18 protein-coding genes are annotated in these 21,626 nt (G+C 71.2%); 9 read left to right on the plus strand and 9 right to left on the minus strand.

Going from position 1 to position 21,626, the window contains the following annotated elements; genetic code table 11:
- The first annotated feature begins 69 nt into the window (after positions 1-69).
- The 3 genes from petA to D3273_RS01675 are packed head-to-tail and all read left to right on the plus strand — an operon-like array spanning position 70 to position 2,877.
- On the plus strand, positions 70-624 hold the full coding sequence (gene petA / locus D3273_RS01665) for a ubiquinol-cytochrome c reductase iron-sulfur subunit (RefSeq protein WP_281011153.1): 555 nt from the start codon (positions 70-72) through the stop codon (positions 622-624).
- A 40-nt stretch (positions 625-664) separates the two neighbouring features.
- The gene (locus tag D3273_RS01670; RefSeq protein WP_129222843.1) at positions 665-1,951 is read left to right on the plus strand and encodes a cytochrome b; all 1,287 of its coding nucleotides are present in this window, start codon (positions 665-667) and stop codon (positions 1,949-1,951) included.
- Positions 1,952-1,980: 29 nt separating this feature from the next.
- Positions 1,981-2,877, plus strand: a complete 897-nt coding sequence (locus D3273_RS01675; protein ID WP_129222844.1) for a cytochrome c1 — start codon at positions 1,981-1,983, stop codon at positions 2,875-2,877.
- 566 nt (positions 2,878-3,443) lie between these two features.
- Here D3273_RS01675 and ychF read toward each other — a convergent pair.
- Both ychF and D3273_RS01685 read right to left on the minus strand, forming a co-directional pair.
- On the minus strand, positions 3,444-4,541 hold the full coding sequence (gene ychF / locus D3273_RS01680; protein WP_129222845.1) for a redox-regulated ATPase YchF: 1,098 nt from the start codon (positions 4,539-4,541) through the stop codon (positions 3,444-3,446).
- A 172-nt stretch (positions 4,542-4,713) separates the two neighbouring features.
- On the minus strand, positions 4,714-5,448 hold the full coding sequence (locus tag D3273_RS01685) for a hypothetical protein (protein WP_129222846.1): 735 nt from the start codon (positions 5,446-5,448) through the stop codon (positions 4,714-4,716).
- A 250-nt stretch (positions 5,449-5,698) separates the two neighbouring features.
- Here D3273_RS01685 and D3273_RS01690 point away from each other — a divergent pair, with 250 nt between their 5' ends.
- On the plus strand, positions 5,699-7,309 hold the full coding sequence (locus D3273_RS01690) for a hypothetical protein (protein ID WP_129222847.1): 1,611 nt from the start codon (positions 5,699-5,701) through the stop codon (positions 7,307-7,309).
- A gap of 178 nt (positions 7,310-7,487) precedes the next feature.
- On the plus strand, positions 7,488-8,699 hold the full coding sequence (locus D3273_RS01695; protein WP_129222848.1) for a pyridoxal phosphate-dependent aminotransferase: 1,212 nt from the start codon (positions 7,488-7,490) through the stop codon (positions 8,697-8,699).
- Between the two features lie 112 nt (positions 8,700-8,811).
- On the opposite strand, the gene hemA is transcribed toward D3273_RS01695, so the two are convergent.
- The 4 genes from hemA to D3273_RS01715 all read right to left on the minus strand — a co-directional run bounded on the left by hemA (position 8,812) and on the right by D3273_RS01715 (position 14,511).
- Positions 8,812-10,047, minus strand: a complete 1,236-nt coding sequence (hemA, locus tag D3273_RS01700) for a 5-aminolevulinate synthase (protein WP_129222849.1) — start codon at positions 10,045-10,047, stop codon at positions 8,812-8,814.
- Between the two features lie 293 nt (positions 10,048-10,340).
- A complete protein-coding gene (locus D3273_RS01705) occupies positions 10,341-10,922 on the minus strand; it encodes a hypothetical protein (RefSeq protein ID WP_129222850.1) in 582 nt (193 codons plus the stop codon).
- Positions 10,923-11,360: 438 nt separating this feature from the next.
- A complete protein-coding gene (locus tag D3273_RS01710) occupies positions 11,361-12,455 on the minus strand; it encodes an ATP-dependent DNA helicase (RefSeq protein ID WP_129222851.1) in 1,095 nt (364 codons plus the stop codon).
- A 7-nt stretch (positions 12,456-12,462) separates the two neighbouring features.
- Positions 12,463-14,511 carry a M3 family metallopeptidase gene (locus D3273_RS01715; RefSeq protein ID WP_129222852.1) on the minus strand — a complete coding sequence of 683 codons (2,049 nt, stop codon included), beginning with the start codon at positions 14,509-14,511 and terminating at the stop codon, positions 12,463-12,465.
- 167 nt (positions 14,512-14,678) lie between these two features.
- Here D3273_RS01715 and D3273_RS01720 point away from each other — a divergent pair, with 167 nt between their 5' ends.
- Together D3273_RS01720 and D3273_RS01725 are read left to right on the plus strand one after the other, a co-directional pair.
- The gene (locus tag D3273_RS01720; RefSeq protein ID WP_129222853.1) at positions 14,679-15,221 is read left to right on the plus strand and encodes an inorganic diphosphatase; all 543 of its coding nucleotides are present in this window, start codon (positions 14,679-14,681) and stop codon (positions 15,219-15,221) included.
- A 36-nt stretch (positions 15,222-15,257) separates the two neighbouring features.
- Positions 15,258-16,751: a CYTH and CHAD domain-containing protein gene (locus D3273_RS01725; protein ID WP_129222854.1), complete on the plus strand. Its 1,494-nt coding sequence runs from the start codon at positions 15,258-15,260 to the stop codon at positions 16,749-16,751.
- Between the two features lie 24 nt (positions 16,752-16,775).
- On the opposite strand, the gene D3273_RS01730 is transcribed toward D3273_RS01725, so the two are convergent.
- From D3273_RS01730 to D3273_RS01740, 3 genes are all read right to left on the minus strand, one after another.
- On the minus strand, positions 16,776-18,356 hold the full coding sequence (locus tag D3273_RS01730) for a carbohydrate porin (RefSeq protein ID WP_129222855.1): 1,581 nt from the start codon (positions 18,354-18,356) through the stop codon (positions 16,776-16,778).
- A gap of 182 nt (positions 18,357-18,538) precedes the next feature.
- Positions 18,539-19,069: a chromate transporter gene (locus D3273_RS01735; protein WP_129222856.1), complete on the minus strand. Its 531-nt coding sequence runs from the start codon at positions 19,067-19,069 to the stop codon at positions 18,539-18,541.
- Positions 19,066-19,641, minus strand: a complete 576-nt coding sequence (locus D3273_RS01740; RefSeq protein WP_207210621.1) for a chromate transporter — start codon at positions 19,639-19,641, stop codon at positions 19,066-19,068. The genes D3273_RS01735 and D3273_RS01740 overlap by 4 nt, the downstream gene beginning before the upstream one ends.
- Positions 19,642-19,894: 253 nt before the next feature.
- On the opposite strand from D3273_RS01740, the gene D3273_RS01745 reads away from it, so the two are divergent.
- Both D3273_RS01745 and D3273_RS01750 read left to right on the plus strand, forming a co-directional pair.
- The gene (locus D3273_RS01745) at positions 19,895-20,542 is read left to right on the plus strand and encodes a Crp/Fnr family transcriptional regulator (RefSeq protein WP_165359334.1); all 648 of its coding nucleotides are present in this window, start codon (positions 19,895-19,897) and stop codon (positions 20,540-20,542) included.
- A 54-nt stretch (positions 20,543-20,596) separates the two neighbouring features.
- Entirely contained in the window at positions 20,597-21,349 is a 753-nt protein-coding gene (locus D3273_RS01750; protein WP_129222859.1) for an SDR family NAD(P)-dependent oxidoreductase, read from the plus strand.
- Positions 21,350-21,626 lie beyond the last annotated feature (277 nt).

The raw sequence follows: 21,626 nt of genomic DNA on the forward strand, positions 1-21,626 counted from the left end.
CGGGGCCGCCATAATGTCCGGGGGCGGGTTTCCGTTCCGAGGGCGAACGATCGATACGGGAGTGACGCGTTGTCGACGACGACTGCGAACCATGGCCATGGGCCCTCCGGAAGCGCGCCGTCCGACGGCGTGACCCGCCGGGACATGCTCCTCATCGCGACGGGCGCGGTGGGTGCCGTCGGGGTCGGCACGGTGGTGTGGCCGCTGATCTCCTCCATGAGCCCGGACGCATCCACCCTGGCCCTGTCGTCGACCGAGATCGACATCTCCAAGATCGAGGCCGGCCAGATCGTCACGGTGAAATGGCGCGGCAACCCGGTCTTCGTGCGGCACCGCACGCCGAAGGAGATCAAGGACGCGGAAGCCACGCCGATGTCCGACCTCAAGGACCCGCAGACCGACGCCCAGCGCGTCCAGAAGCCCGAATGGCTGATCGTCATCGGCATCTGCACCCATCTCGGCTGCGTGCCGCTCGGCCACGACGGGCCGTTCGACGGCTGGAAGTGCCCCTGCCACGGCTCGGTCTACGACGTGTCCGGGCGCATCCGCTCCGGTCCGGCGCCGCTCAACCTCGCCGTCCCCACCTACGCCTTCCTGACCGACACCAAGGTGAAGATCGGCTGACGCCGACAGCCGCCCGACCGCCCGAAGAGAGCGACCTGCCATGAGTGGAGCCTCGACCTACGTCCCCAAGAACCCGGTGCTGCGCTGGTTCGAAAGCCGGCTGCCGGTGGTGGGGCTCGTGCATTCGTCCTTCGTGGTCTTTCCCAACCCGAGGAACCTCAACTACTTCTGGACCTTCGGCGGCATCCTCGCCTTCATGCTGGTGTGCCAGATCGTCACCGGCGTCGTGCTGGCGATGCACTATACGCCCGAGGCCACGCTCGCCTTCGCTTCCGTCGAGCACATCATGCGCGACGTGAACTACGGCTGGATGCTGCGCTATATCCACGCCAACGGCGCCTCGATGTTCTTCATCGCCGTCTACGTCCATATCGCCCGCGGCATGTACTACGGCTCCTACAAGGCGCCGCGCGAGGTGCTGTGGATCCTCGGCCTCATCATCTTCCTGCTGATGATGGCGACCGCCTTCATGGGCTACGTGCTGCCCTGGGGGCAGATGAGCTTCTGGGGCGCCAAGGTCATCACCTCGCTGTTCTCGGCCATCCCGGTGGTGGGCGATGCCATCACGGTCTGGCTGTGGGGCGGCTATTCGGTCGGCAACGCCACGCTGAACCGCTTCTTCTCGCTGCACTACCTCATGCCGTTCATGATCGCCGGCGTGGTGGTGCTGCACATCTGGGCGCTTCACGTCCCGGGCTCCAACAACCCGGTCGGCGTCGAGGTCAAGTCCAAGAAGGACACCCTGCCCTTCCACCCCTACTTCACCGTGAAGGACGGGCTGGCGCTGTCGGTGTTCATGGTGTTCTTCGCCTACTTCGTGTTCTTCATCCCGAACTACCTCGGCCACTCGGACAACTACATCGAGGCGAACCCGCTGGTGACCCCGGCGCATATCGTCCCCGAGTGGTACTTCCTGCCTTATTACGCCATGCTGCGGGCCGTGCCGTCCAAGCTCGGCGGCGTGTGCGCCCTGTTCGGCTCGATCCTGATCCTGGCCTTCATGCCCTGGCTCGACACGTCGCGCATCCGCTCCTCGAACTTCAGGCCCATCTACCGCGCCTTCCTGTTCGTGTTCTTCGCAGACGTGTTCGTGCTCGGCTATTGCGGGTCGCAGGAGCCGCAGGGCGCCATCGTTCTGGTGTCGCAGGTGGCGACAGCCTGGTACTTCATCCACCTGCTGCTGATCACGCCGGCGATGGGCTTCTTCGAAACGCCGCGGCAGCTCCCGGCCTCCATCACCGAGGCGGTGCTGGGGCCGCGGATGGCGGGCGGTTCCGGCGCCTTCGCGGCGGCCCGCACGGCCGCGTCCCCATCGGTCGACGGCTGATCCCCATGGCGCGCTTCGGATCCCGGACCATGACGTCCTTCGCCAAATCCATGCTCCTCGCCACGACCCTGACGCTGGGCCTGGCGGGCGCGGCCGCCGCGCAGGAGGCGGAGAACCCGCTGCCGCCGATGGAGCACTGGGCCTTCTCGGGGCCCTTCGGCACCTACGACACGGCGCAGCTCCAGCGCGGCTACCAAGTGTACCGGCAGGTCTGTTCGAACTGCCACGCCGCCAAGTTCCTGTCGTTCCGCAACCTCGCGGAGGCGGGCGGCCCGCAGTTCTCGGACAGCCAGGTGAAGGCCTTGGCCGCCACCTTCAAGGTGCAGGACGGGCCGGACGACTCGGGCAACATGTACGACCGGCCCGGCCGCCCGTCGGACCCGTTCCCGTCGCCCTTCGCCAACGAGCAGGCGGCGCGGGCCGCCAACGGCGGCGCCTATCCGCCCGACATGTCGACGCTGGCCAAGGCGCGGTCCTTCGAGCGCGGCGGGCTGTGGTTCCTGCTGGAACCCTTCAGCCAGTACCAGAACGAGGGGCCGGACTACATCCACGCCCTGCTCAACGGCTACAAGGACGACCCGCCAGCCGGCGTGAAGATCCCGGACGGCAAGTATTACAACGAATACTTCCCCGGCCACGCCATCTCGATGCCGCCGCCGCTCAGCGACGGGCTGGTCGATTATTCGGACGGCTCGCCCAAGACCACTGCGCAATATTCGAAGGACGTCGCCGCCTACCTCCAGTGGATGGCGGAGCCGAAGCTCGACCAGCGCAAGCAGACCGGCTTCAAGGCAGTCATCTTCCTGGCCGTCTTCGCGGGCCTGCTGTTCGTCCTGAAGCACCGCATCTGGGCCGGCGTGAAGGACGCGAGCGGCACGGCGAGCGCTGGATCCATGCCGTTGACGGACCCGAAGCCGCGAGCCTGAGTTCGGCGCAGCCGCGCCGCGCCACCTCCGGCGGAATGTGGGCCGGAGGACGACCGACGGGCTCGTCTCGATAGGACGGCCGCAGCGCTCGACCGGGTGGGGAGACGCCGCGGAACGTCCGTGATCGAAGCGCACGGCAGAACCCGGCGCTTCGTCGCGTCCGAGCCGCCATCGGCTCGCAGCGCTTGCCGCCCGCGGCACCCGATCAGCCCCCGAATCGCGACGGCCGTTCCACGCGGAGCGAGGCCGAGTTCCGAGGACCGGTCGGGTGCGACTTCGGTCGCTCGCGCCGCTGTCCTGCCGAGCGGCGGACAGGCCGGCGCATCTCCGTCGCATTGCGCCGCACGAGCGGCAACGCGCGCCCGCGCTTCCGACAATCGCGACCTCGACCGCCCGCGGTCCTGCGCCGTCCGGTCCCTGGCGTGCCACGCGGAAGCCGGACTCGACCGGGCGCCGCGTGCTGGGACGAACGGTGACGCGGCTCGCTCGGCCGCGTCGCGCGTGGGGCCCCTCACCCCCGTCCGGGACTCCGCCGGCCGGTCGTCGTTCTCCGCGGGGGCGGCGCCTCAGTTGTTGAAGCGGAAATGCAGGACATCCCCGTCGGCGACCACGTAGTCCTTGCCTTCCAGCCGGAACTTGCCGTTGTCGCGCGCGCCGGCCTCGCCCTTGAACGCGACATAGTCGGCGTAGGCGATGGTTTCCGACCGGATGAAGCCCTTCTCGAAATCGGAATGGATCACGCCCGCCGCCGCCGGCGCCCGCGTACCCTCCGTGATGGTCCAGGCCCGCGTCTCCTTCGGGCCCACCGTGAAGTAGGTCACGAGGTGCAGCAGCGCGTAGCCGGCCCGGATGGCGCGGTTGAGCCCCGGCTCGGCGAGGCCGATCGCATCGAGGTAGTCCTTCTGCTCGGCGGGCGGCAGCACGGCGATCTCGCTCTCGATCTTGGCCGACACCACCACGCTTTCGGCGCCCTCGGCCTTCGCACGCGCCGCCACCGCGGCCGACAAGGCGTTGCCGGCGTCGGCCGACTCTTCCTCGACGTTGCACACGTAGAGGACGGGCTTCGACGACAGGAGCCCGAGCCCGGCGAAGAGCTTCTTCTCCTCGGGCTTGACCTCGACGAGGCGCGCCGGCCGGCCGTCGCGCAGCAGGACGAGGCAGCGATCGACGAGGGCCAGCGTCTCCTTAGCTTCCTTGTCGCCGCCCTTGGCCTTCTTCTCCAGGGCGACCACGCGCTTCTCGAGGCTGTCGAGATCCGCCAGCATGAGTTCGGTTTCGATGATCTCGATGTCGTCGATGGGCGACAGCCGGTTCTCGACGTGGGTCACGTCATCGTCGACGAAGCAGCGCACCACGTGGGCCACCGCATCGCATTCGCGGATGTTGGCCAGGAACTGGTTGCCGAGCCCCTCGCCCTTGGACGCGCCGCGCACGAGCCCGGCGATGTCGACAAAGGTCAGCCGCGTCGGGATGATCTCCTTCGAGCTGGCGATGCCCGCCAGCGCGTCGAGTCTCGGGTCCGGCACCGCCACGTCGCCGACGTTGGGCTCGATGGTGCAGAACGGGTAGTTGGCGGCCTGCGCGGCCGCCGTCTGCGTGAGGGCGTTGAAGAGCGTCGACTTGCCGACGTTCGGCAGGCCGACGATGCCGCATTTGAAACCCATGGTGTCTTCGGCCTCTGATCGGGGTGCGTGGATCGGCGGCCGTTGAACCACGGCGGTGCGGTCGCGGTCTACAGCGGAGCGCGCCCCGGGGCGGCGAAGGCTCGCCGCCGCGACGGCGTCGGCGGGCGTCCGGGCGTCGCGGAGGTCCGGGCCGGGACCGGGCCCCGGCCCGTCACGCCGCGGTGTCGCGCGTCGCCAGGGCGGCCCGGGCGGTCGCCTCGGCACCGGTCTTGCGCCGGTGGGCCGCGGCATCCACCGCCTGCAGGTTGGGGAAGCCCCAATGGCGCAGCAGCTCGGCCCAGGGCTCGCCGCGCTTCGCCCGCCACACGATGTGGAGCGGCACGCGGTGGTCGACCTCCCGGTCACGCGGCAGGCGGCCGCCGGTCACCGGGCACCGCCGGCGCTGCAGCCGGCCCAGCAGCTTGGCTTGGCCGGCGGGGGCGTTCCAAACCTTCCAGGCCGCCACGCAGCAGCCGTGCCATCGCGCACGGCGGTTGACCCCCGCGCCCCACAGGTCCCGGTGCCAGCCGAAGCGGTACACCGGCTGGCCGCACAGGCAGCAGGTGCCCGGCCCGGCCGGGTGCGTGGCTTCGCGGAACGGCGTCGGCGGCGCGCGGAAACTGCGCGCGCGCCCGTCCCCGGGCGCCGACGCCAGGCGCCAGGACCACCCGTCCGGCACGGGGCTCAGCGCCGCCAGGGCGCGCGCGAGCCGATCGGCGCGGACCGGATGGTGGCGCCAATAGCTTTCCACCGCGAGGCGGGGCTGCGGCGGCACCAGCGGCCGGGCGTGGGCGTGGACCAGCACGGGGGCGGGGAACACCGCCGGAAGCGCCTTGGCGAGCCGCGCGCGGGCCAGCGCGTTGCGCTCCTCGCGCCAGGTGTTCGCCGGTTTGGGCCTCGTCTGCATGCTTCTTCGTGCGACGCGGCGGGGGACGGCACAAGCCGCGTGCCGCGGGCGCGACAGCCCCGCGCAAGCCTTCCGGCCTCAATGGGCGAGGTGACCTCCCGTTCACACCTGCGGCGGACCTGTGGCCGAAACACCTCGGTGCGGCGCTCAGGCGAGCCGGGCGCGGGCGAAACGGGCCCATTTCATCCCGCCGTCACAGGACGGCAGCAGGCTTCGCCGAGAGCACCACCCGCCGGAAGGGTCCCACGCCATGCAGAGCCGCCACCGCCTCCTGTCGACCGCCTCGCTGTCCTGCATGCTGCTGGGCTTCGGCGCGTCGGGGGTCCACGCCGACACGTCGACCGCCGCCGAGATCGCGCTGCTGAAGGCGCAGCTCAGGCGCCTCGAAGCCAAAGTCGACGCCCAGGAGCGCGACAAGAGGCAGGCGGCGCGGGACGCGCCCCGCGCCGCGCCGAAGCGGGCCGGCACCGCGTCCCCGGGTGGCACCGCCGTGGCGGTGAAGGCGGTGGGCGACCAGAACTACGGCGACGGGCCGACGCCGCTGTTCGTGGCCTGCCCCGAGAAGTCGCTTTGCTACAAGGGGCTTACCTTCACGCCGGGCGGGTTCGTGGCGCTCGAAACGGTGACGCGCCAGCACAACCTGTCGGCCGACATCGACTCGCCCTTCGGCGCGATCCCGTTCCGGCAGAGCCGTTCGGGCCGCCTCGGCGAGTTCCGCTTCTCGGCGCGCCAGAGCCGCATCTCCGGCCTCGTCGAGGGCAACCCGGATCCCTTCACCCACATCGCCGCCTACGGCGAGTTCGACTTCCTCGGCGCGGCCCAGACGGCGAACTCGAACGAGAGCAACAGCTACAACCTCCGCGTCCGCCACCTCTACACGACGGTGGACCGCTCGGATTACGGGCTGCACCTCCTCGCGGGCCAGACCTGGTCGCTGGCGACGATGTTCGCCAAGGGCCTCCAGGTCCGCAAGGAGAACATCCCGCTCACCATCGATGCCCAGTACGTGCCGGGCTTCGTTTGGGCGCGCCAGCCGCAGGTCCGGCTCGTGAAGGACATCAGCCCCATCCTCGCCGTCGGCATCTCGGCCGAGAACCCGCAGACCACCGAAAGCGGCGCGCTGCCCGCCACCTTCACCTACAATCAGGCGTCCACGGGCGGCGGCCTGTTCAACTCCGCCAATTCGCTGTCGCTCAACCACGCCCCCGACATCGTCGGCAAGGTGGCCTACGACCCGACGGTGGACGGCCACGACGTGCACGTCGAGGGGTTCGGCATCGGCCGCGACTTCTACAGCCGCTACAACGGCCGGAACCGCGACGTGATCGGCGGTGGGGGCGGCAGCAGCGTGCTGGTCGACCTGCTCCCGAAGGTCCTCAGCGTGCAGCTGTCGGGCGCGGTCGGCGCGGGCCTCGGCCGCTACGGCACGGCCCAGCTTCCCGACATCACGGTGAGCTCGAACGGCCAGGCCAAGCCGCTGTCGGAATCCATGCTGCTGGCCGGCGCCACGCTCCACGCCACGCCGGCGCTCGACTTCTACGCCTATGCCGGCATGGAACAGGACGCCCGCTCGTCGCAGGGCACGGTCGCCGGCGTGAACTACGGCTACGGCAACGCGCTCAACTCCAACGCGGGCTGCAACATCGAAGGGTCGGCGGCGACCTGCACGGGCAACAACCGCCTCGTCCGGCAGATCACGGCGGGCACGTGGGACACGTTCTACAACGGCGCCTACGGCCAGCTGCGCGGCGGCCTGCAATATTCCTTCACGCAGCGCTTCGCCTTCTCGGCCCTGCAGGGGGGTGCGCCGCATGCCGACGAGAGCACCGTGCTGACCTCCATCCGCTATTACTCGTTCTGATCCGAAACGGGCGGGACCGGCGCGGCAGCGCCGTCCCGGTCAGCAGCGGGCCCGGGGCTTCCGCCCCGACCCGTCGAGAGGTCCTCCGCCGCCCACCGGCCCACGGAACGGCCTCGCCATCGCGGCGCGGCCATGGCACGGAACGGCGGATCGACCCGCCCCGACGAGCCTTTCCAAGATGCCAGATCCGACGACGCTTTCCATTCTCGACCACGTCCGCCCCGAAGTGCGGGCGCTGCCGACGAGCGGCATCGTGGAAGTCTTCGACTACGGTCGGAACCGGCAGGGGCTGATCCCGCTCTGGGTCGGCGAGGGCGACCTGTCGACGCCGGGCTTCATCTGCGACGCGGCGGCGGCGGCCCTCGCGGCGGGTGAAACCTTCTACACCTACCAGGCCGGCATCCCGGACCTGAGGTCCGCCATCGCGGGGTACATGGAGGCGCATTACGGCCGCCCGTTCGACGGGGGACACTTCGGCCCGGAACGCTTCTTCGCCACCGTCGGCGGCATGCACGCCCTGCAGATCGCCGTCCGCCTGGTCGCCGGCACGGGCGACGAGGTGCTGGTGCCGACGCCGGCCTGGCCGAACTTCGGCGGGGCGCTGGTGGCGGCGGGCGCGGCGCCGGTCGAGTGCCCCATGCGGTTCGAGGGCGAGGCCGACCACGGGCGCTGGCGCATCGCCGTCGAGGACCTGGAGGCCGCCCTCACGCCGCGCACCCGCGCGCTCATCGTCAACTCGCCGTCCAACCCGACGGGCTGGACGGCGACGCACGGCGAACTGGAAGGGTTGCTCGCCTTCGCGCGCGCCAACGGCCTGTGGATCGTCGCCGACGAGATCTACGGCCGGTTCTTCCACGGCCCGGGCCCGCGTGCCCCCTCGTTCCACGACGTCATGCGCGCCGACGACCGCGTGCTTTTCGCGCAAACCTTCTCGAAGAACTGGGCCATGACGGGCTGGCGCATCGGCTGGCTGGAAGCGCCGCCGGAGCTCGGCCCCGCGATCGAGAACCTCGTCCAATATTCCACCTCGGGCGTGCCGGTGGCGACGCAGCGGGCCGCCGTGGCGGCCATCGCGGGCGGCGAGGACCTGATCCGGACGCAGGTCGAGCGCGCCCGCGCCAACCGCGACCTGTTGGCCGCCGCGTTGCGGGGTACGGGGCGGCTGCGCTGCGCCCTGCCGGACGGCGCCTTCTACCTGTTCTGCGGCTTCGACGGGGTGACGGACAGCCGCGCCCTCGCGCTGCGCCTGGTCGACGAGGCGGGGGTGGGCGTCGCGCCGGGGTCAGCCTTCGGCGCGATCGGCGAAGGCTTCGTGCGGCTGTGCTACGCGCGCCGGACCGAGGACGTCGTCGAGGTCGGCCGCCGCATCGCCGCCTGGCTGGCACGCTGACGCGGAGCGAGGCGACCACGCTGATCGCGCGACGGGGCCGGGCAGCGGGGCCGGCGGCGCGAGGGGGGCGTCGGCTACGGCCGCGCCCCGCGTGGTCGGCCGACGATGGCGGTCACTCGGCCGCGATCGCCCGGTCGTGCGCCGTGGTCGGGAGGTCGAGGGCCTGCCAAACCTCGCTCAGGGCTTCGGTCAGGGCCGCGATCTCGGCCCGGCCGTGGAACGGCGTCGGGGTGATCCGGAGCCGCTCGGTGCCCCGGGCCACCGTCGGGTAGTTGATCGGCTGGATGTAGATGCGGTGCTTCTCCAGAAGCCGATCGCTCGCGGCCTTGCACAGCTCCGCATCGCCGACGAAGACCGGCACGATGTGGGAGCGGTTCTCCATGACGGGGATGCCGGCGCGGAGCAGCGCGAGCTTGGTGTCGGACACGCGCGCTTGGTGGCGGGCGCGCTCCTCGCCGGATGCCTTGAGGTGGCGGACCGCCGCGGTGGCGGCCGCCGCCACGGCCGGCGGCAGGGCGGTGGTGAAGATGAAGGAGGGCGCGTAGGAGCGCACGGCATCGATCACCGCCGCGTCGCCCGCGATATAGCCGCCGAGCGTGCCGAACCCCTTGGCCAGGGTCCCTTCCAGCACGTCGACCTCGCCCATCACGCCGTCGCGCTCCGCGATCCCGGCCCCGCGGGGCCCGTAGAGGCCGACGGCATGCACCTCGTCGCAGTAGGTCATGGCCCCGTAGCGCCGCGCCAGCTCGGTGATGCGCCCGATCGGGGCCATGTCGCCGTCCATCGAATACAGGCTTTCGAAGACGATGAGCTTGGCGCGGTCCGACCCGGCGTCGCGAAGCAGGTCTTCGAGGTGGTCGACGTCGTTGTGGCGGAAGACCTGCTTCTCGCAGCCCGAACGGCGGATGCCCTCGATCATGGAATTGTGGTTCCACGCGTCGGACAGGATCAGGGCGTCGGGCAGCAGGCTGGCGATGGTGGAGATGCCGGCCAGGTTCGAGATCCAGCCCGACGTGAAGGCCAGGGCGGCGGACTTGCCGTGGAGGTCGGCGAGCTCCGCCTCGAGCGCCACCACGGGGTGGCTGTTGCCGGAAATGTTGCGCGTGCCGCCCGCGCCGGCGCCGTAGCGTTGCGCCGCCGTCCGCATGGCCGCGATCACGACCGGATGGCGCCCCATGCCGAGGTAATCGTTGGAGCACCAGACCATGACGTCGATCTCGTCGCCGCCGTGGTGCCAGGTGGCGCGGGGGAAGCGCTCCGCGTCACGCTCGAGGTCGGCGAAGACGCGGTAGCGCCGCTCGTCCCGCAACCGCGTCAGCGCGTCGTCGAAGAACTGGCGGTACTGCATCGCGAACCCTCATGATGACCAGGACGCGCGACGAGGCGCCCCCGATGGTCCGGCCTTCCACGGCCGCTGGTCCCAGCGGCGCGGCGGTGATGCCGTCGTCGATGAGCGAACCCTCATGTAGTGCGCCGTCCCGCGATGTGAAACATCCCCTCGGCCACCCCGTTGTGTCAAGCTGGCTTGACACCCGAGGCGGTCGGAGCCCGTGAAAAACGAAAACGCCGGCCCCTCGCGGAGCCGGCGCATCGTCGGTCTCGATCCGCGACGGCCGAAGCCGCCGCGGTCGTCGGATGGGATCAGAACGTCGGGGTGCCGCCGAACGGGGCGCCGATGACGCGGAACGGGGTCTGGGCGATCGTGCCGACGGCGCGGATCGGGGCGCCGATCAGCGAGAACGGGGTGATGGTGGGATCGCCGTTCTCGACGACGAAGATCGGGCCGGAACGGTCCACCGGGACCGGCGTGGCGAAGCCTTCGTCGATCTCGGCCTGCTTGGCGCCGGTGCCGACGTAGCGGACGGCGGTCACGCCACCCTTGCGGGCCGCGTTGTCGGCCGGGAAGATCCCGCCGAGGACCTGGAAGGGCAGGCCGACGACGGTCGAGCCGACGCCGAGAACGCCCGTGATCGGGTTGGCGACGACCGGGGCGGCGGCGACCGGGGCAGCGGCGACCACGGGGACGCCGGCAGCGCGACGGACCGTCAGCGGACGGCGCATGCGCTCGTTGTGCGGCTTGGAACCGCCGAGCGAGTTCGGCTGCAGGCCATCCGGGCCGTTGGTCAGGGTGCCCTGGGCGGAAACCGGGGCGCTGGCGAGCAGCATGAGGGCGAAGGAAGCGGCCACCGGGGCCAGCGCAGCCTTGGTGATGAAGGACGACATTTTAGATCTCTCCTGATCCGTTGGTGCTTGTTCTCAGTGCTTCGCGCTCATCGTTCGCTTGCCCCCCGCCCGAAGCATCGGACGGCGGAACCGCGCGCTCGCTTGTCCCGAAAACGTGCGGCCAAGCTTTTGGTTGCACGGATGGGGGGCGAGCGCCCGAATATCGCCGTCTTTGATGTTTTCGAGCTTCGCCACGACGTCACGCTGCGCTCGTTCGCTCACTCGAAACCAAATCGCTGCGGGGCCGGACAGAAACGCGCCATCAGAAGCCGAAGCCCTTTCCGAACGGCGGTTCCATCCTTCGGACACAATGTTTCAACGGTCAAGGCTCAGCTGCTGCCGGACCGCCCCCTATGGGCAGGCTGGTGAATGAAGCGGAAAGTTGTGTCTTTTCGGCCGCTTTTCGGGCCGCTCCGCGGCGCGGCGGAGCGGGCCCGGTCACACCACGACGGTCACGGTCTTGGCGGCCCGCGTCAGGCCGGTGTAGAGCCACCGCGCGCTGTGTTCGCGGAACGCGAAGCTTTCGTCGAACAGCACCACGTCGTCCCACTGCGAGCCCTGCGCCTTGTGGACCGTCAGCGCGTAGCCGAAGTCGAACTGGTCCGACTCGCGCTTCTGCGCGAACGGGATCTCCTCGTCGCGGCCTTCGAAGAAGGCCGGCAGCACGCCGACCCGCACGGGCTTGCGCTTGCCCTCCTCCTCGGGCTTCACGCTGAAGGAGAACTTGGCGCCACGGTCCGCGTGCACGGCGGTGACGATCCAGGTGCCGCCGTTGAGCAGGCCCTTCTTCTTGTCGTTGCGCAGGCAGACGAGCTTTTCCCCGATCTCGGGCTTGTCGCCGGCATGGCCGAGCAGCGTCCGCATGCGGCCGTTGTAGGCGCGGCGCGTCTTGTTGATGCCGACCAGCACCTGGTCGGACTGCATCACGGTCGGCGCCTCGATCTCGGCGCGGCGGATCACGCGGCTGTCGCCGTAGGTGCCGAGCGCCAGGCGCCCGCCTTCCCGCACCGTCATCGACATGCGGATGATGGGGTTGTCGGCCGCCTGCCGGTGCACCTCCGTCAGCATCACGTCGGGCGCGGCGTCGGTGAAGAAGCCGCCGCCCTTCACGGGCGGCAGCTGCGCGGTGTCGCCCAGCACCAGCACGGGCTTGCCGAAGCTGAGGAGGTCGCGCCCGAGCTCCTCGTCCACCATCGAGCATTCGTCGATGATGATGAGGTCGGCGTCGTTGGCGCTGGCCTTCTTGTTCAGGACGAAGGAGGGCGTCTCCTCCTCCTCGTCGCCCTGGGTGCGGTAGATCATCGAGTGGATGGTCGAGGCGCCCCGGCAGCCCTTCGACTTCAGGACCAGGGCCGCCTTGCCGGTGAAGGCCCCGAAGGCGACCTCACCGGGCGCGTCCTCGGCGATCTGCTTCGCCAGCGTCGTCTTGCCGGTGCCGGCATAGCCGAACAGGCGGAAGACCGGCCGGTCCGCCGCCTTCAGCCAGGCCGACACGGCCTTCAGCGCCGCGTCCTGCTGGGGTGACCAGGCCATGGCGCGCTCAGTTCAGCCCGCGCCGCTCGAGCAGCGTTTCCACGCTCGGCATGCGGCCGCGGAACGCCATGTAGGCCTCCTCGGGCGGGCGGGTGTTGCCGGCCGCGAGCACGTCGGCGCGCAGCTTCTCGGCCGTGGCGGGATCGAACACGCCGTTCTCCTCGAAGGCGCCGAAGCCGTCGGCGTCGAGCATCTCCGACCACAGGTAGGAATAATACCCCGCCGAATAGCCGTCGCCCGCGAAGACGTGGGAGAAATGCGGCGTGCGATGGCGCATCACGATGGCGGCGGGCATGCCGATGGCGTCGAGCGTCGCGGCCTCGATCGCCGCCGGGTCGACGCCGGCGCGAGCCTCCTCGGGCGTCAGGGTGTGGAACGCCATGTCGACGATGGCCGAGGCGCAATATTCCACCGTCGCGAAGCCCTGGGAAAAGTTGCGCGCCGCGGTCAGCCGCTCGAACAGCGCGTCCGGCATGGGCTCGCCGGTGTCGTGGTGCAGGGCGAAGCGCTTCAGCACCTCCGGGCGCGTCATCCAGTGCTCGTAGAGCTGGGACGGGAACTCGACGAAGTCGCGCGACACGCCCGTGCCGGCGATCGACGGGTAGGTGACGTCCGACAGCATGCCGTGCAGCGCGTGGCCGAACTCGTGGAACAGGGTGCGGGCGTCGTCCATCGACAGCAGCGTCGGCTCGCCGTCGCCGCCCTTGGCGAAGTTCATGACGTTGACCACGATGGGGCGCTGCCGCACCCCGTCCATGTTGTTCTGGCCGCGGAAGCCGCTCATCCACGCGCCGGAGCGCTTCGACGGCCGCGCGAAATAGTCGGCGAAGAACAGCGCCACCGCGGCGCCGTCGCGGTCCCGCACCTCGAAGGCCTTCACGTCGGGGTGGTAGACGGGGACGTCGGGCCGCGGCGTGAAGGTGATGCCGAACAGCTTCGTGGCGGTGTCGAAGGCCGCTTCGGCGATGTTGTCGAGCGCGAGGTAGCTCTTGATCTCGCTCTCGTCGAGGTCGTAGTCGCGCCGCCGTACCTTCTCGGCGTAGTGGCGCCAATCGTGGGGCGCGAGGGCGAAGTCGCCGCCCTCCTCCCGCACCACCTCGGCCAGCTTTTCCGCGTCCTTCGCCGCCTTGGCGCGGGCGCTGTCCCACACGCGGTCGAGCAGGCCGCGCACCGCTTCGGGCGTCTTCGCCATCGTGTCGTCGAGCTTGAGGTGGGCGTAGGTCGGGAAGCCGAGCAGGGCCGCGCGCTCGGCGCGCAGCCGCGCCATCTCGGCCACCACGGGCCGGTTGTCGTGCTCGCCCTGGTGCTCGCCGCGGGTCGCGAAGGCGCGGAACGCCGTTTCGCGCAGGTCGCGCCGGGCGGAGAAGCGCAGGAAGGGCTCGATCAGCGAGCGGCCGAGCGTCACGACGTGCCGGCCCGGCAGCCCGCGCTCGGCGGCCGCCTGGGCGGCGGCGTCGCGCAGGGCGGGCGGCAGGCCGGCGAGGTCGTCCTCGCCGTCGAGCACGAGGGTGAACGCCTTCTCGTCGTGGAGCACGTTCTGGCCGAAGCGCGTGCCGAGTTCGGCCAGGCGCTCGGCGATCTCCCCCAGCCTCGCCCGGTCGGCGTCGCCGAGCTTCGCGCCGCCGCGCACGAAGCCGTCGTAGGTGAGCTGGAGGACGCGGCGCTGCTCGGGCGTGAGGCCGCCCGCGTCGCGGCCGGCCTGCACGGCCTCGACGCGGGCGAACAGCTCCGGGTCGAGGCCGATCGCCTGCCAATGGCGCGCCAGCACCGGCGACATGTCCCGCTCGATGCCCTGCAGCGCGTCGTTGGTGTCGGCCCCCGCGAGGTTCCAGAACACGCCGCCGACGCGGCTCAGCGCCCGGCCGGCGCGCTCCAGCGCGCCCACCACGTTGTCGAAGGTGGGCGCGGACGGGTCGCCCTTGATGGCGTCGACCTCGGACCTGTGGTCCGCGATGGCGCGCTCGAAGGCGGGGACGAAATGCTCGGGCGCGATGGTGGCGAAGGGCGGGGCCCCGAAGGGGGTGTCCCAGGTCTCGAAGAAGGGGTTGGCGGACATGCGATCCTCGCTCCCGATGCGCCGGCGGTGCGGCGCGATCACGGATTGTTCCCCCTGGATAAGGGCTCGGGGCGAAGGGCTCAAGCGCGGCGTCGGGCCGCCGGCCCGGCGCGCGCCGAACCGCGGCGGGATCGCCGGCGTTGCCGTGCCACCGTCATGGAACCGTCATGTCACCAGCGCCCCGAACCCTCGCCGACCTCCCCGCCTTCGACCACGACCGCATCACCGTGGTGATCGAGACGCCGAAGGGGAGCCCCAACAAATACGGCTACGACCATGGCCTCGCGGCGTTCCGCTTGAACGCCGTGCTGCCCGAGGGAACGGTCTTCCCCTTCGACTTCGGCTTCGTGCCGTCCACGCTCGGCGAGGACGGCGACCCGATGGACGTGCTGGTGTTCCTCGACGCGCCGACGCCCGTGGGCTGCATCATCGCGACGAGGCTCATCGGCGTGATCGCGGTGCGCCAGAAGGAGGACGGGCGCTGGATCTCCAACGACCGCCTGCTCGCCGTCGCGGCCCAGTCCCACACGTCCGGCCACATCGAAACGCTCGACGACCTCAGGCCCCACCTGCTCGACGAGATCGAGGCCTTCTTCCGCCATTACGTCGGACTCCAGGGCCGCGAGATCGAAATCGGCGAACGCGGGGGGCCGGGACGCGCCCGCGAATTGCTGGAAGCCGGGATGGCGAGGGCCTGCGGGCGGCGCTAGGATGGAAGGAGCGTCCGCGCGGCGAACAGGATCGTCATGGAAACCGAGATCAAGCTTCTGCTGCCCCCCGCTTCCCGCGCGGCCGTCGAAGCCCACCCCCTGTTCGCCGCCGCGACGCCGCGACGCGTGCGCAACCTGTCCACCTATTACGATACCCCGGACTTCGCCCTCCGGGCCCGGGGCGTGGCGCTGCGGGTGCGCCGGGCCGGCGACAACTTCGTGCAGACGCTGAAGAGCCTCCACGGCGGGGCGAATTTCGCGTCGCGCGGGGAATGGGAATGGCCCGTGGCGTCGGACGCGCTCGATGCCGCGGCGGTCGAGCGCGACCCGGAAGCGCGGGCGCTGCTCGGCGGAGACCTCGGCCGGGTCGCGCCCGTCTTCGCCACCGACGTCGAGCGCGACATCCGCGTGCTCACCCTCGACGGCAAGACCACGGTCGAGGCCGCGCTCGACTCCGGCGAGGTGCGGGCGGGAGGGCGGTCGCAGCCCTTGAGCGAGGTCGAGCTGGAGCTGAAGGGCGGCCCGGTCGGCCCGTTGCTGAAGTTCGCCGCCGAGCTCGCCCGCGACGCGTCGCTGCGCTTCGGGCCGGACAGCAAGAGCGAGCGCGGCTATGCGCTGCTCACCGACGACCTGCCGCCCCATCCCGGCGCCGCCGACCTGGCCCTGCCGGCCGACATCGCGCTCCGCGACGCCTTCCCGGCTTTGCTGGCGGCTTCCGCGCGGGACTTCGCCGCCGACCTGTCGCCCGCGGCGCGCGGCGATGTCGAGGGCGTGCACCGGCTCCGCGCCGCCATCCGCAAGATGCGCACGCTGTTCGTGCTCTTCGCCCCCCACCTCGAGCCCGACGCGACCGCGCGCTTCGAGCGCGAGCTGCGCGACCTCGGCCGGGTGCTCGGCGGTGGGCGCGACTGGGACGTGTTCATCACCGAAACGCTCGCCGCGGCCGAGGGCGACCTCGGCGCCGACGCCGCGGCCGCCTTGCGCCAGGCCGCCCAAGCCCGGCGCGGGCGGGCCCACGCGGCCGTGGCGGCGGCCATCGACGGGCCCGTACCCACCGCGCTGCTGCTCGGCCTTTCGCTGTGGACGGCCGACGGGGGCTGGATGAAGCGCGAGAAGGACGGCGACGCGCGCTTCCGCGACCTCCTGCCGGACCTGCTCGACCGGCTGGAACGCAGGGCTCTGAAGCGCGGGCGCCGCCTGAAGTCGCTCGACGTCGAGGCGCTTCACGCCCTGCGCAAGAGCCTGAAGAAGCTGCGCTACGCCTGCGAGGACGTGAGTTCGCTCTACGCGAGCGGCGACGTCCACCGCTACGTCGGGGCGATCAAGAAGGTGCTCGGGAACCTGGGCGCCATCAACGACGCCGCCGTGACGGAGGAGCGCGTCGGCGACCTCGCGCCGGCCGACCATCCCGGGCTCGCCGAGCCGGCGGCGGCCCTGCTCGCCTGGAACGACGGGCGCCGCCGCGGCCACGAGCGCGACCTGCGCCGCCGCTGGCGCAGGTTCCGCCACGCCGACCCCTTCTGGAGCTGAGCGAACCCGCGTCCGGGGTCTGGGTCACAGCCGGTCTTCCGGCCCTTTGGCGAGACCGGCCAGGGTGAACAGGTCCACCGACAGCTTGGCGCCGATCACCAGGACGTCCGGGATGGGCTTCGGGCGGCTCGGCTCGCGGATCTGGTCCGGGCCGAGGATGTACTGGATGTTCGGCGTCAGGCGCGCATACGGGGCGACCTGGATGCCGTAGTTGAGTTCCAGGAACGTCTGCTGACGGTCGATGTCGTTCGTGCTCAGCCCCGCGGCGATGCGAGACGCGCGGATGCCCGCGACGCCGATATCGGAATAATGCTGGGTCGACACCACGACATCGAGCGAGTCGAGGGGGCGGCTCGCGAACGGACCGAGGTAGACGCCGCCGAGTTCGAACTCGTAGTCCTCCACCTGGTGGCCGCCCGTGCCCGCGATCGCGAGGGCGAAGACGCTGAGGCCGCGCGGCGAAGCGAGGTCGGGCCGATACAGATACTGGTCGAACCGCCCGTAGGCGGCGGTGCGGCCGAAGCGCTGCACGCCGGGCAGGCCGGTGAGGACGGGCGAGCCGCCCTGCCGGTCGAAGGCGGCGTCCGTGTAGGTCGACCGGTCGATGATGGCGCCGACGCCGTAATGGCGGGGATAGGGATCGTTCTTGAACGACGTGGCGTAGCCGAGTTCGAAGGGCACGTTGAAGCCGGTCGAGGGCGCAAAGAAGCCGACGCCGTGGTCCGCACGCGTGGTGCTCTCGGGCGCCACCTGATAGGCGCCGACATTGAAGAAGTAGCGATCCGTGAGCTGCGTCTTCAGCACGCCGGCCCAGGTCGGCGCCGGGAAGTAGGTGAAGTTGGTGTCGGTGAAGGCCACGGTCGGGCTGCCGCAGACCGAATTGTTCTGAAAGTTGCAGTAGTAGGGCGACCCCAGGAAGGCGGTCTGACCCGGGATGCGGCCGACCTCGACATCGACCCGATCGTCGAACAGCTTCTTCTCGAGGCTGAGATAGGTCAGCCGGTAGGTCTGGCCGCCGCCATAGATTTCCTGCACCGAGATGCTGTTGCCGATGAGGTCGTTGGACAGGCTGTGGCCGTCGCGCTGCGTGAAGATGCCGTGCAGGAAGGCGCCTGACACGCCGGCGAGCTTCTGCAGGTCGATGTCGGTGCCGAAGAAAAACTGGTCCGCGTAGCGCACGCCCTGGCGGATGCCGCCGACCGGGTTGCCGGCCGACTCCGACGTGTAGTTGGCCAGCATCGTGATGCCGTTGCCGAAATCCAGCGTGCCGGGCGGCAGCCCCGTGGGCGTGGTGGGCGAGGCCGAGGTGCCCTGGAGGTTGCCGACGCGCCGCGCGCCGCCGATGCCGCCCGCCGTGCCGCTGGCGCCCCGCGCGGCGCCCGGGCCCGTCGCGGCCGCGGTCCGCCCCGGCGCCGCGATCGGCTCGCCGGTCCGGCCCACCGCCCGGTTCGAGCCGACGGCGGCCGCGTGCCGGACGGGCCTGCGGGCCGCGCGCGGCGCCGCGCGAGGTGCGGGCGCCGCCGGAGCCGGGGGCGTGGGCGCGGCCTCCTGGGCCGGGGCGACCGCGGTCAGACCCAGCGTCCAGAGGGCGAGCATGGCCGCCATGACAACCCGATCCCGCCTCATGATGCCCCCGCCATCGTCTTCTTCCCCGAAGCGACGCGCTGCGCCCCACCCGGATTTCGCCGCATCATCGGGCCGGCGGAGGCCGTCTGACCACGGCTGAGATCGCACCGACGCGAGTTTCGCCACGTCTGTGGCCAGAACGGCGCAGTCCGGCTTCGGACCTACCCGTTCCCGTGCAGGCCGAGGAAGATCCCCGCGCCGGCGACGAGCAGCAGCAGCGGGTTGACCCGGCTCGCCATCAAAGCCGCCGTCGACGCGAAGGCGATGGCCTGGGCGAGCCAGCCGCCGTCGAGCGACTGCAGCAGCACGTAGACCGAGGCCAGGATCATGCCGGCCGCGACCGGCCGGAGCCCCCCTTCCAGCGCCCGCTGCCACAGCGCGCCCTGGTGGCGCTTCCACACCACCGCGACGCCGTAGATGAGGATGGCGGTCGGCCCGAAGATGCCGAGCGTCGCCGCGACGGCGCCCCAGAACCCCGCGACCTGCCAGCCGATCAGCGTGGCCAGCAGCGAGCCCGGCCCCGGCGCCATGCGGGAGATCGCGAAGGCGTTCAGGAACTGCGGCGCCGTCATCCAGTGATGCTGGTCGACCACCTGGCGCTGGATGGCGGCGATCACGGTCTGCCCCCCGCCGACGGTGACGAGCGACAGCGGCGCGAAGACGGCGAAGAGGCCGAGGACGGGGCCCCTCATCCGCGCCGCAACCGCGCGTATTCGAGGGCGATGCTGCCCAGGCCGACGCCCAGCACCACATAGACCAGCGGCTGGTGCAGCGGGCCGATCGCCACGAAGGTGCCCGCCATGATGGCCAGCGGCAGCCAGCGCCGCGGCACCCGCAGCGCCGTGGTGATGCCCATCGACGCGCTGAGCCCGATGGCCGCCGCCGCCGCGCCGTCGAGCGCCCAATGGGTGGCGGGAAAGCGCGACAGCGCCGCGAAGCCGGCGCTGATGCCGACGATCAGCACCGCGGCCGGCCCCACGATGCCCGCCACGCCGGCGGCGGCGCCGCGGAAGCCGAGCAGGCGGTGGCCGATCCAGATCGCCATGTTGGTGACGTTGACGCCCGGCAGCGCCTGCGACAGCGACAGCCCGTTGAGGAACTCCTCCTCGCCCACCCAGGCCCGGTCGCGCACGAACTCGCGCAACAGCCAGCCGCTCAGGCCCCCGCCGAAGCTCGTCAGCCCGATGCGGGAGAAGATGAGGAACAGTTGCAGCGCCGTCGGCTGCGGGGCGGCGGGGGTGGCGGGGACGGGCGCGTCGGCCATCGGGGTGCTCGGGGCGGCGGGTGAGCCCATCCTTAGGAGCGCCGGGCGGCGTCGCCAAGGTGTGAACCGCGCCGCCCCCTCGGCCCGGCCCGCAAACGCCGCCGGCGTCGGTCTGCCTCGCCAGGATCGCCGCCATGGGCCGAGGGCATCGCCGCACCCGCTTGACGGGCGGACCGCCGCTGGCGACATGGCGAGGCCCGTCGCGCGGTGCCTGCGACGCGGCCGAAGCCGAAGCCGAAGCCGAAGCCGGGCCATGACGCTCCTCGCCCACGTCCATGTTCTGGTCCACCTCGCCGCGCTGGCCTCCGTGGCGGCGCTGCTGTTCCGCGACCAGATCAAGCTGCGCGCCGTACTGCTCGTCAGCATCGCGCTCGCGCTCGCCAACAACTACGACGGCTCGGACGCGCCGGACTGGGAGGACCTGTTCTGGAACGCGGTGCTGTTCACCATCAACCTCGTCGTGCTGGCGCAGCTGGTGCTCGACCGCACCCACATCGGCTTGAGCGCCGAGGAGCGCCGCCTGTTCGACGCCTTCGGGCTGCTGACGCCGGGCGAGTTCCGCGCGCTGGCGCGCCTCGCGTCCTGGCACGATGCCGCCGGCGGCGAGGTCCTCACCCACGAGGGCAAAGCGCCGGACGCGCTCTTCTACGTGCTCACCGGCGGCGTTTCGATCGAGAAGGGCGGGCGCACCATCCCCTACGGCCCCGGCACGTTCATCGGCGAGATCGCCTTCCTGCAACGCGGGCCCGCGTCCGCGACGGTGCGGCTCGCCGCGGGCTCGCGCTACGTCGCCTGGCCCACGGCCGGGCTCGACCGGCGCATCGAAGGCCGGCAGGACCTCCGCCACGCCGTGACGCGCCTCATCAGCCACGACATGGCGCTGAAGGTCGGGCGCGCCTGACAGGCTTCTCCGGATCGGCTATGTGTCGGACAAATCACCCGGGAAGGAAACATCATGAGCTTCGCCACCTATCCGTCGCTGAAGGGCGCGACCGTCTACGTCACGGGCGGGGCAGCGGGCATCGGCGAGTACCTCGTGCGGGCCTTCGCCGAGCAGGGCAGCAAGGTCGGATTCGTCGACATCGATGCGGCGCGCGGCGCGGCGCTGGCGGCCGAGGTCGGCGGGGCGGTGCGCTTCGCGGCCTGCGACCTGCGCAACATCGACGCGCTCAAGGCCGCCTTCGCGACGTTGAAGGCCGAGGTCGGGCCGGCGGGGGTGCTGGTCAACAACGCCGCGCGCGACGACCGCCACGGCTGGGAAGCCGTGACGCCGGACTATTACGACGAGCGCATCGCCACGAACCTGCGCCACATGTTCTTCGCCACGCAGGCGGTGGCGCCCGACATGGTGGCGGCGGGCCGGGGCTCGATCGTCAACATGGGCTCGAACTCGTGGTGGGAAGCCGGCGGCGGCATGCCGGTCTACACCACCGCCAAGGCCGCCGTGCACGGCATGACGCGGAGCTTCGCCCGCGACCTCGGCCCCCATCGCATCCGCGTCAACACCGTGGTACCGGGCTGGGTCATGACCGAGCGGCAGAAGCAGCTCTGGGTCACGCCGGAGAAGCTCGACGCGCAGCTGAAGCGCCAATGCCTGCCCGACCCGATCGACCCCGTCTACCTCGCCCGCATGGTCCTGTTCCTGGCGTCGGACGACAGCGCCATGTGCACCGCCAACAACTTCATGGTCGAAGGCGGCTCCATCTGAGGCGGACGCCGGAGGGGCTGGGCCCCCTTCGGCGCTCGGGGCGTCGACCCGCTCGACCGTGGCTCGGCCACGCCCGTCGCGGGCCCCCTGCCCGTCATGGGACGGTGGTTGCAGGGGAGTCACCGTCTGTGGTCCGTAACGGCCTTTAGGCCAGCGGTCGCGCGCCGGGGCGGCCGGCGGCGATCCTGGAACTGGAAAAGCTCCATTGTCCGGCATTTGGAACGGATCGAGGTTCGTGGCGGGGTAAGGCTGCGCTTCGGCCGCCGGGTCCAGCCCG

This window comes from Lichenibacterium minor, from assembly GCF_004137685.1.
GTDB classification, from domain to species: Bacteria; Pseudomonadota; Alphaproteobacteria; order Rhizobiales; family Beijerinckiaceae; genus Lichenihabitans; species Lichenihabitans minor.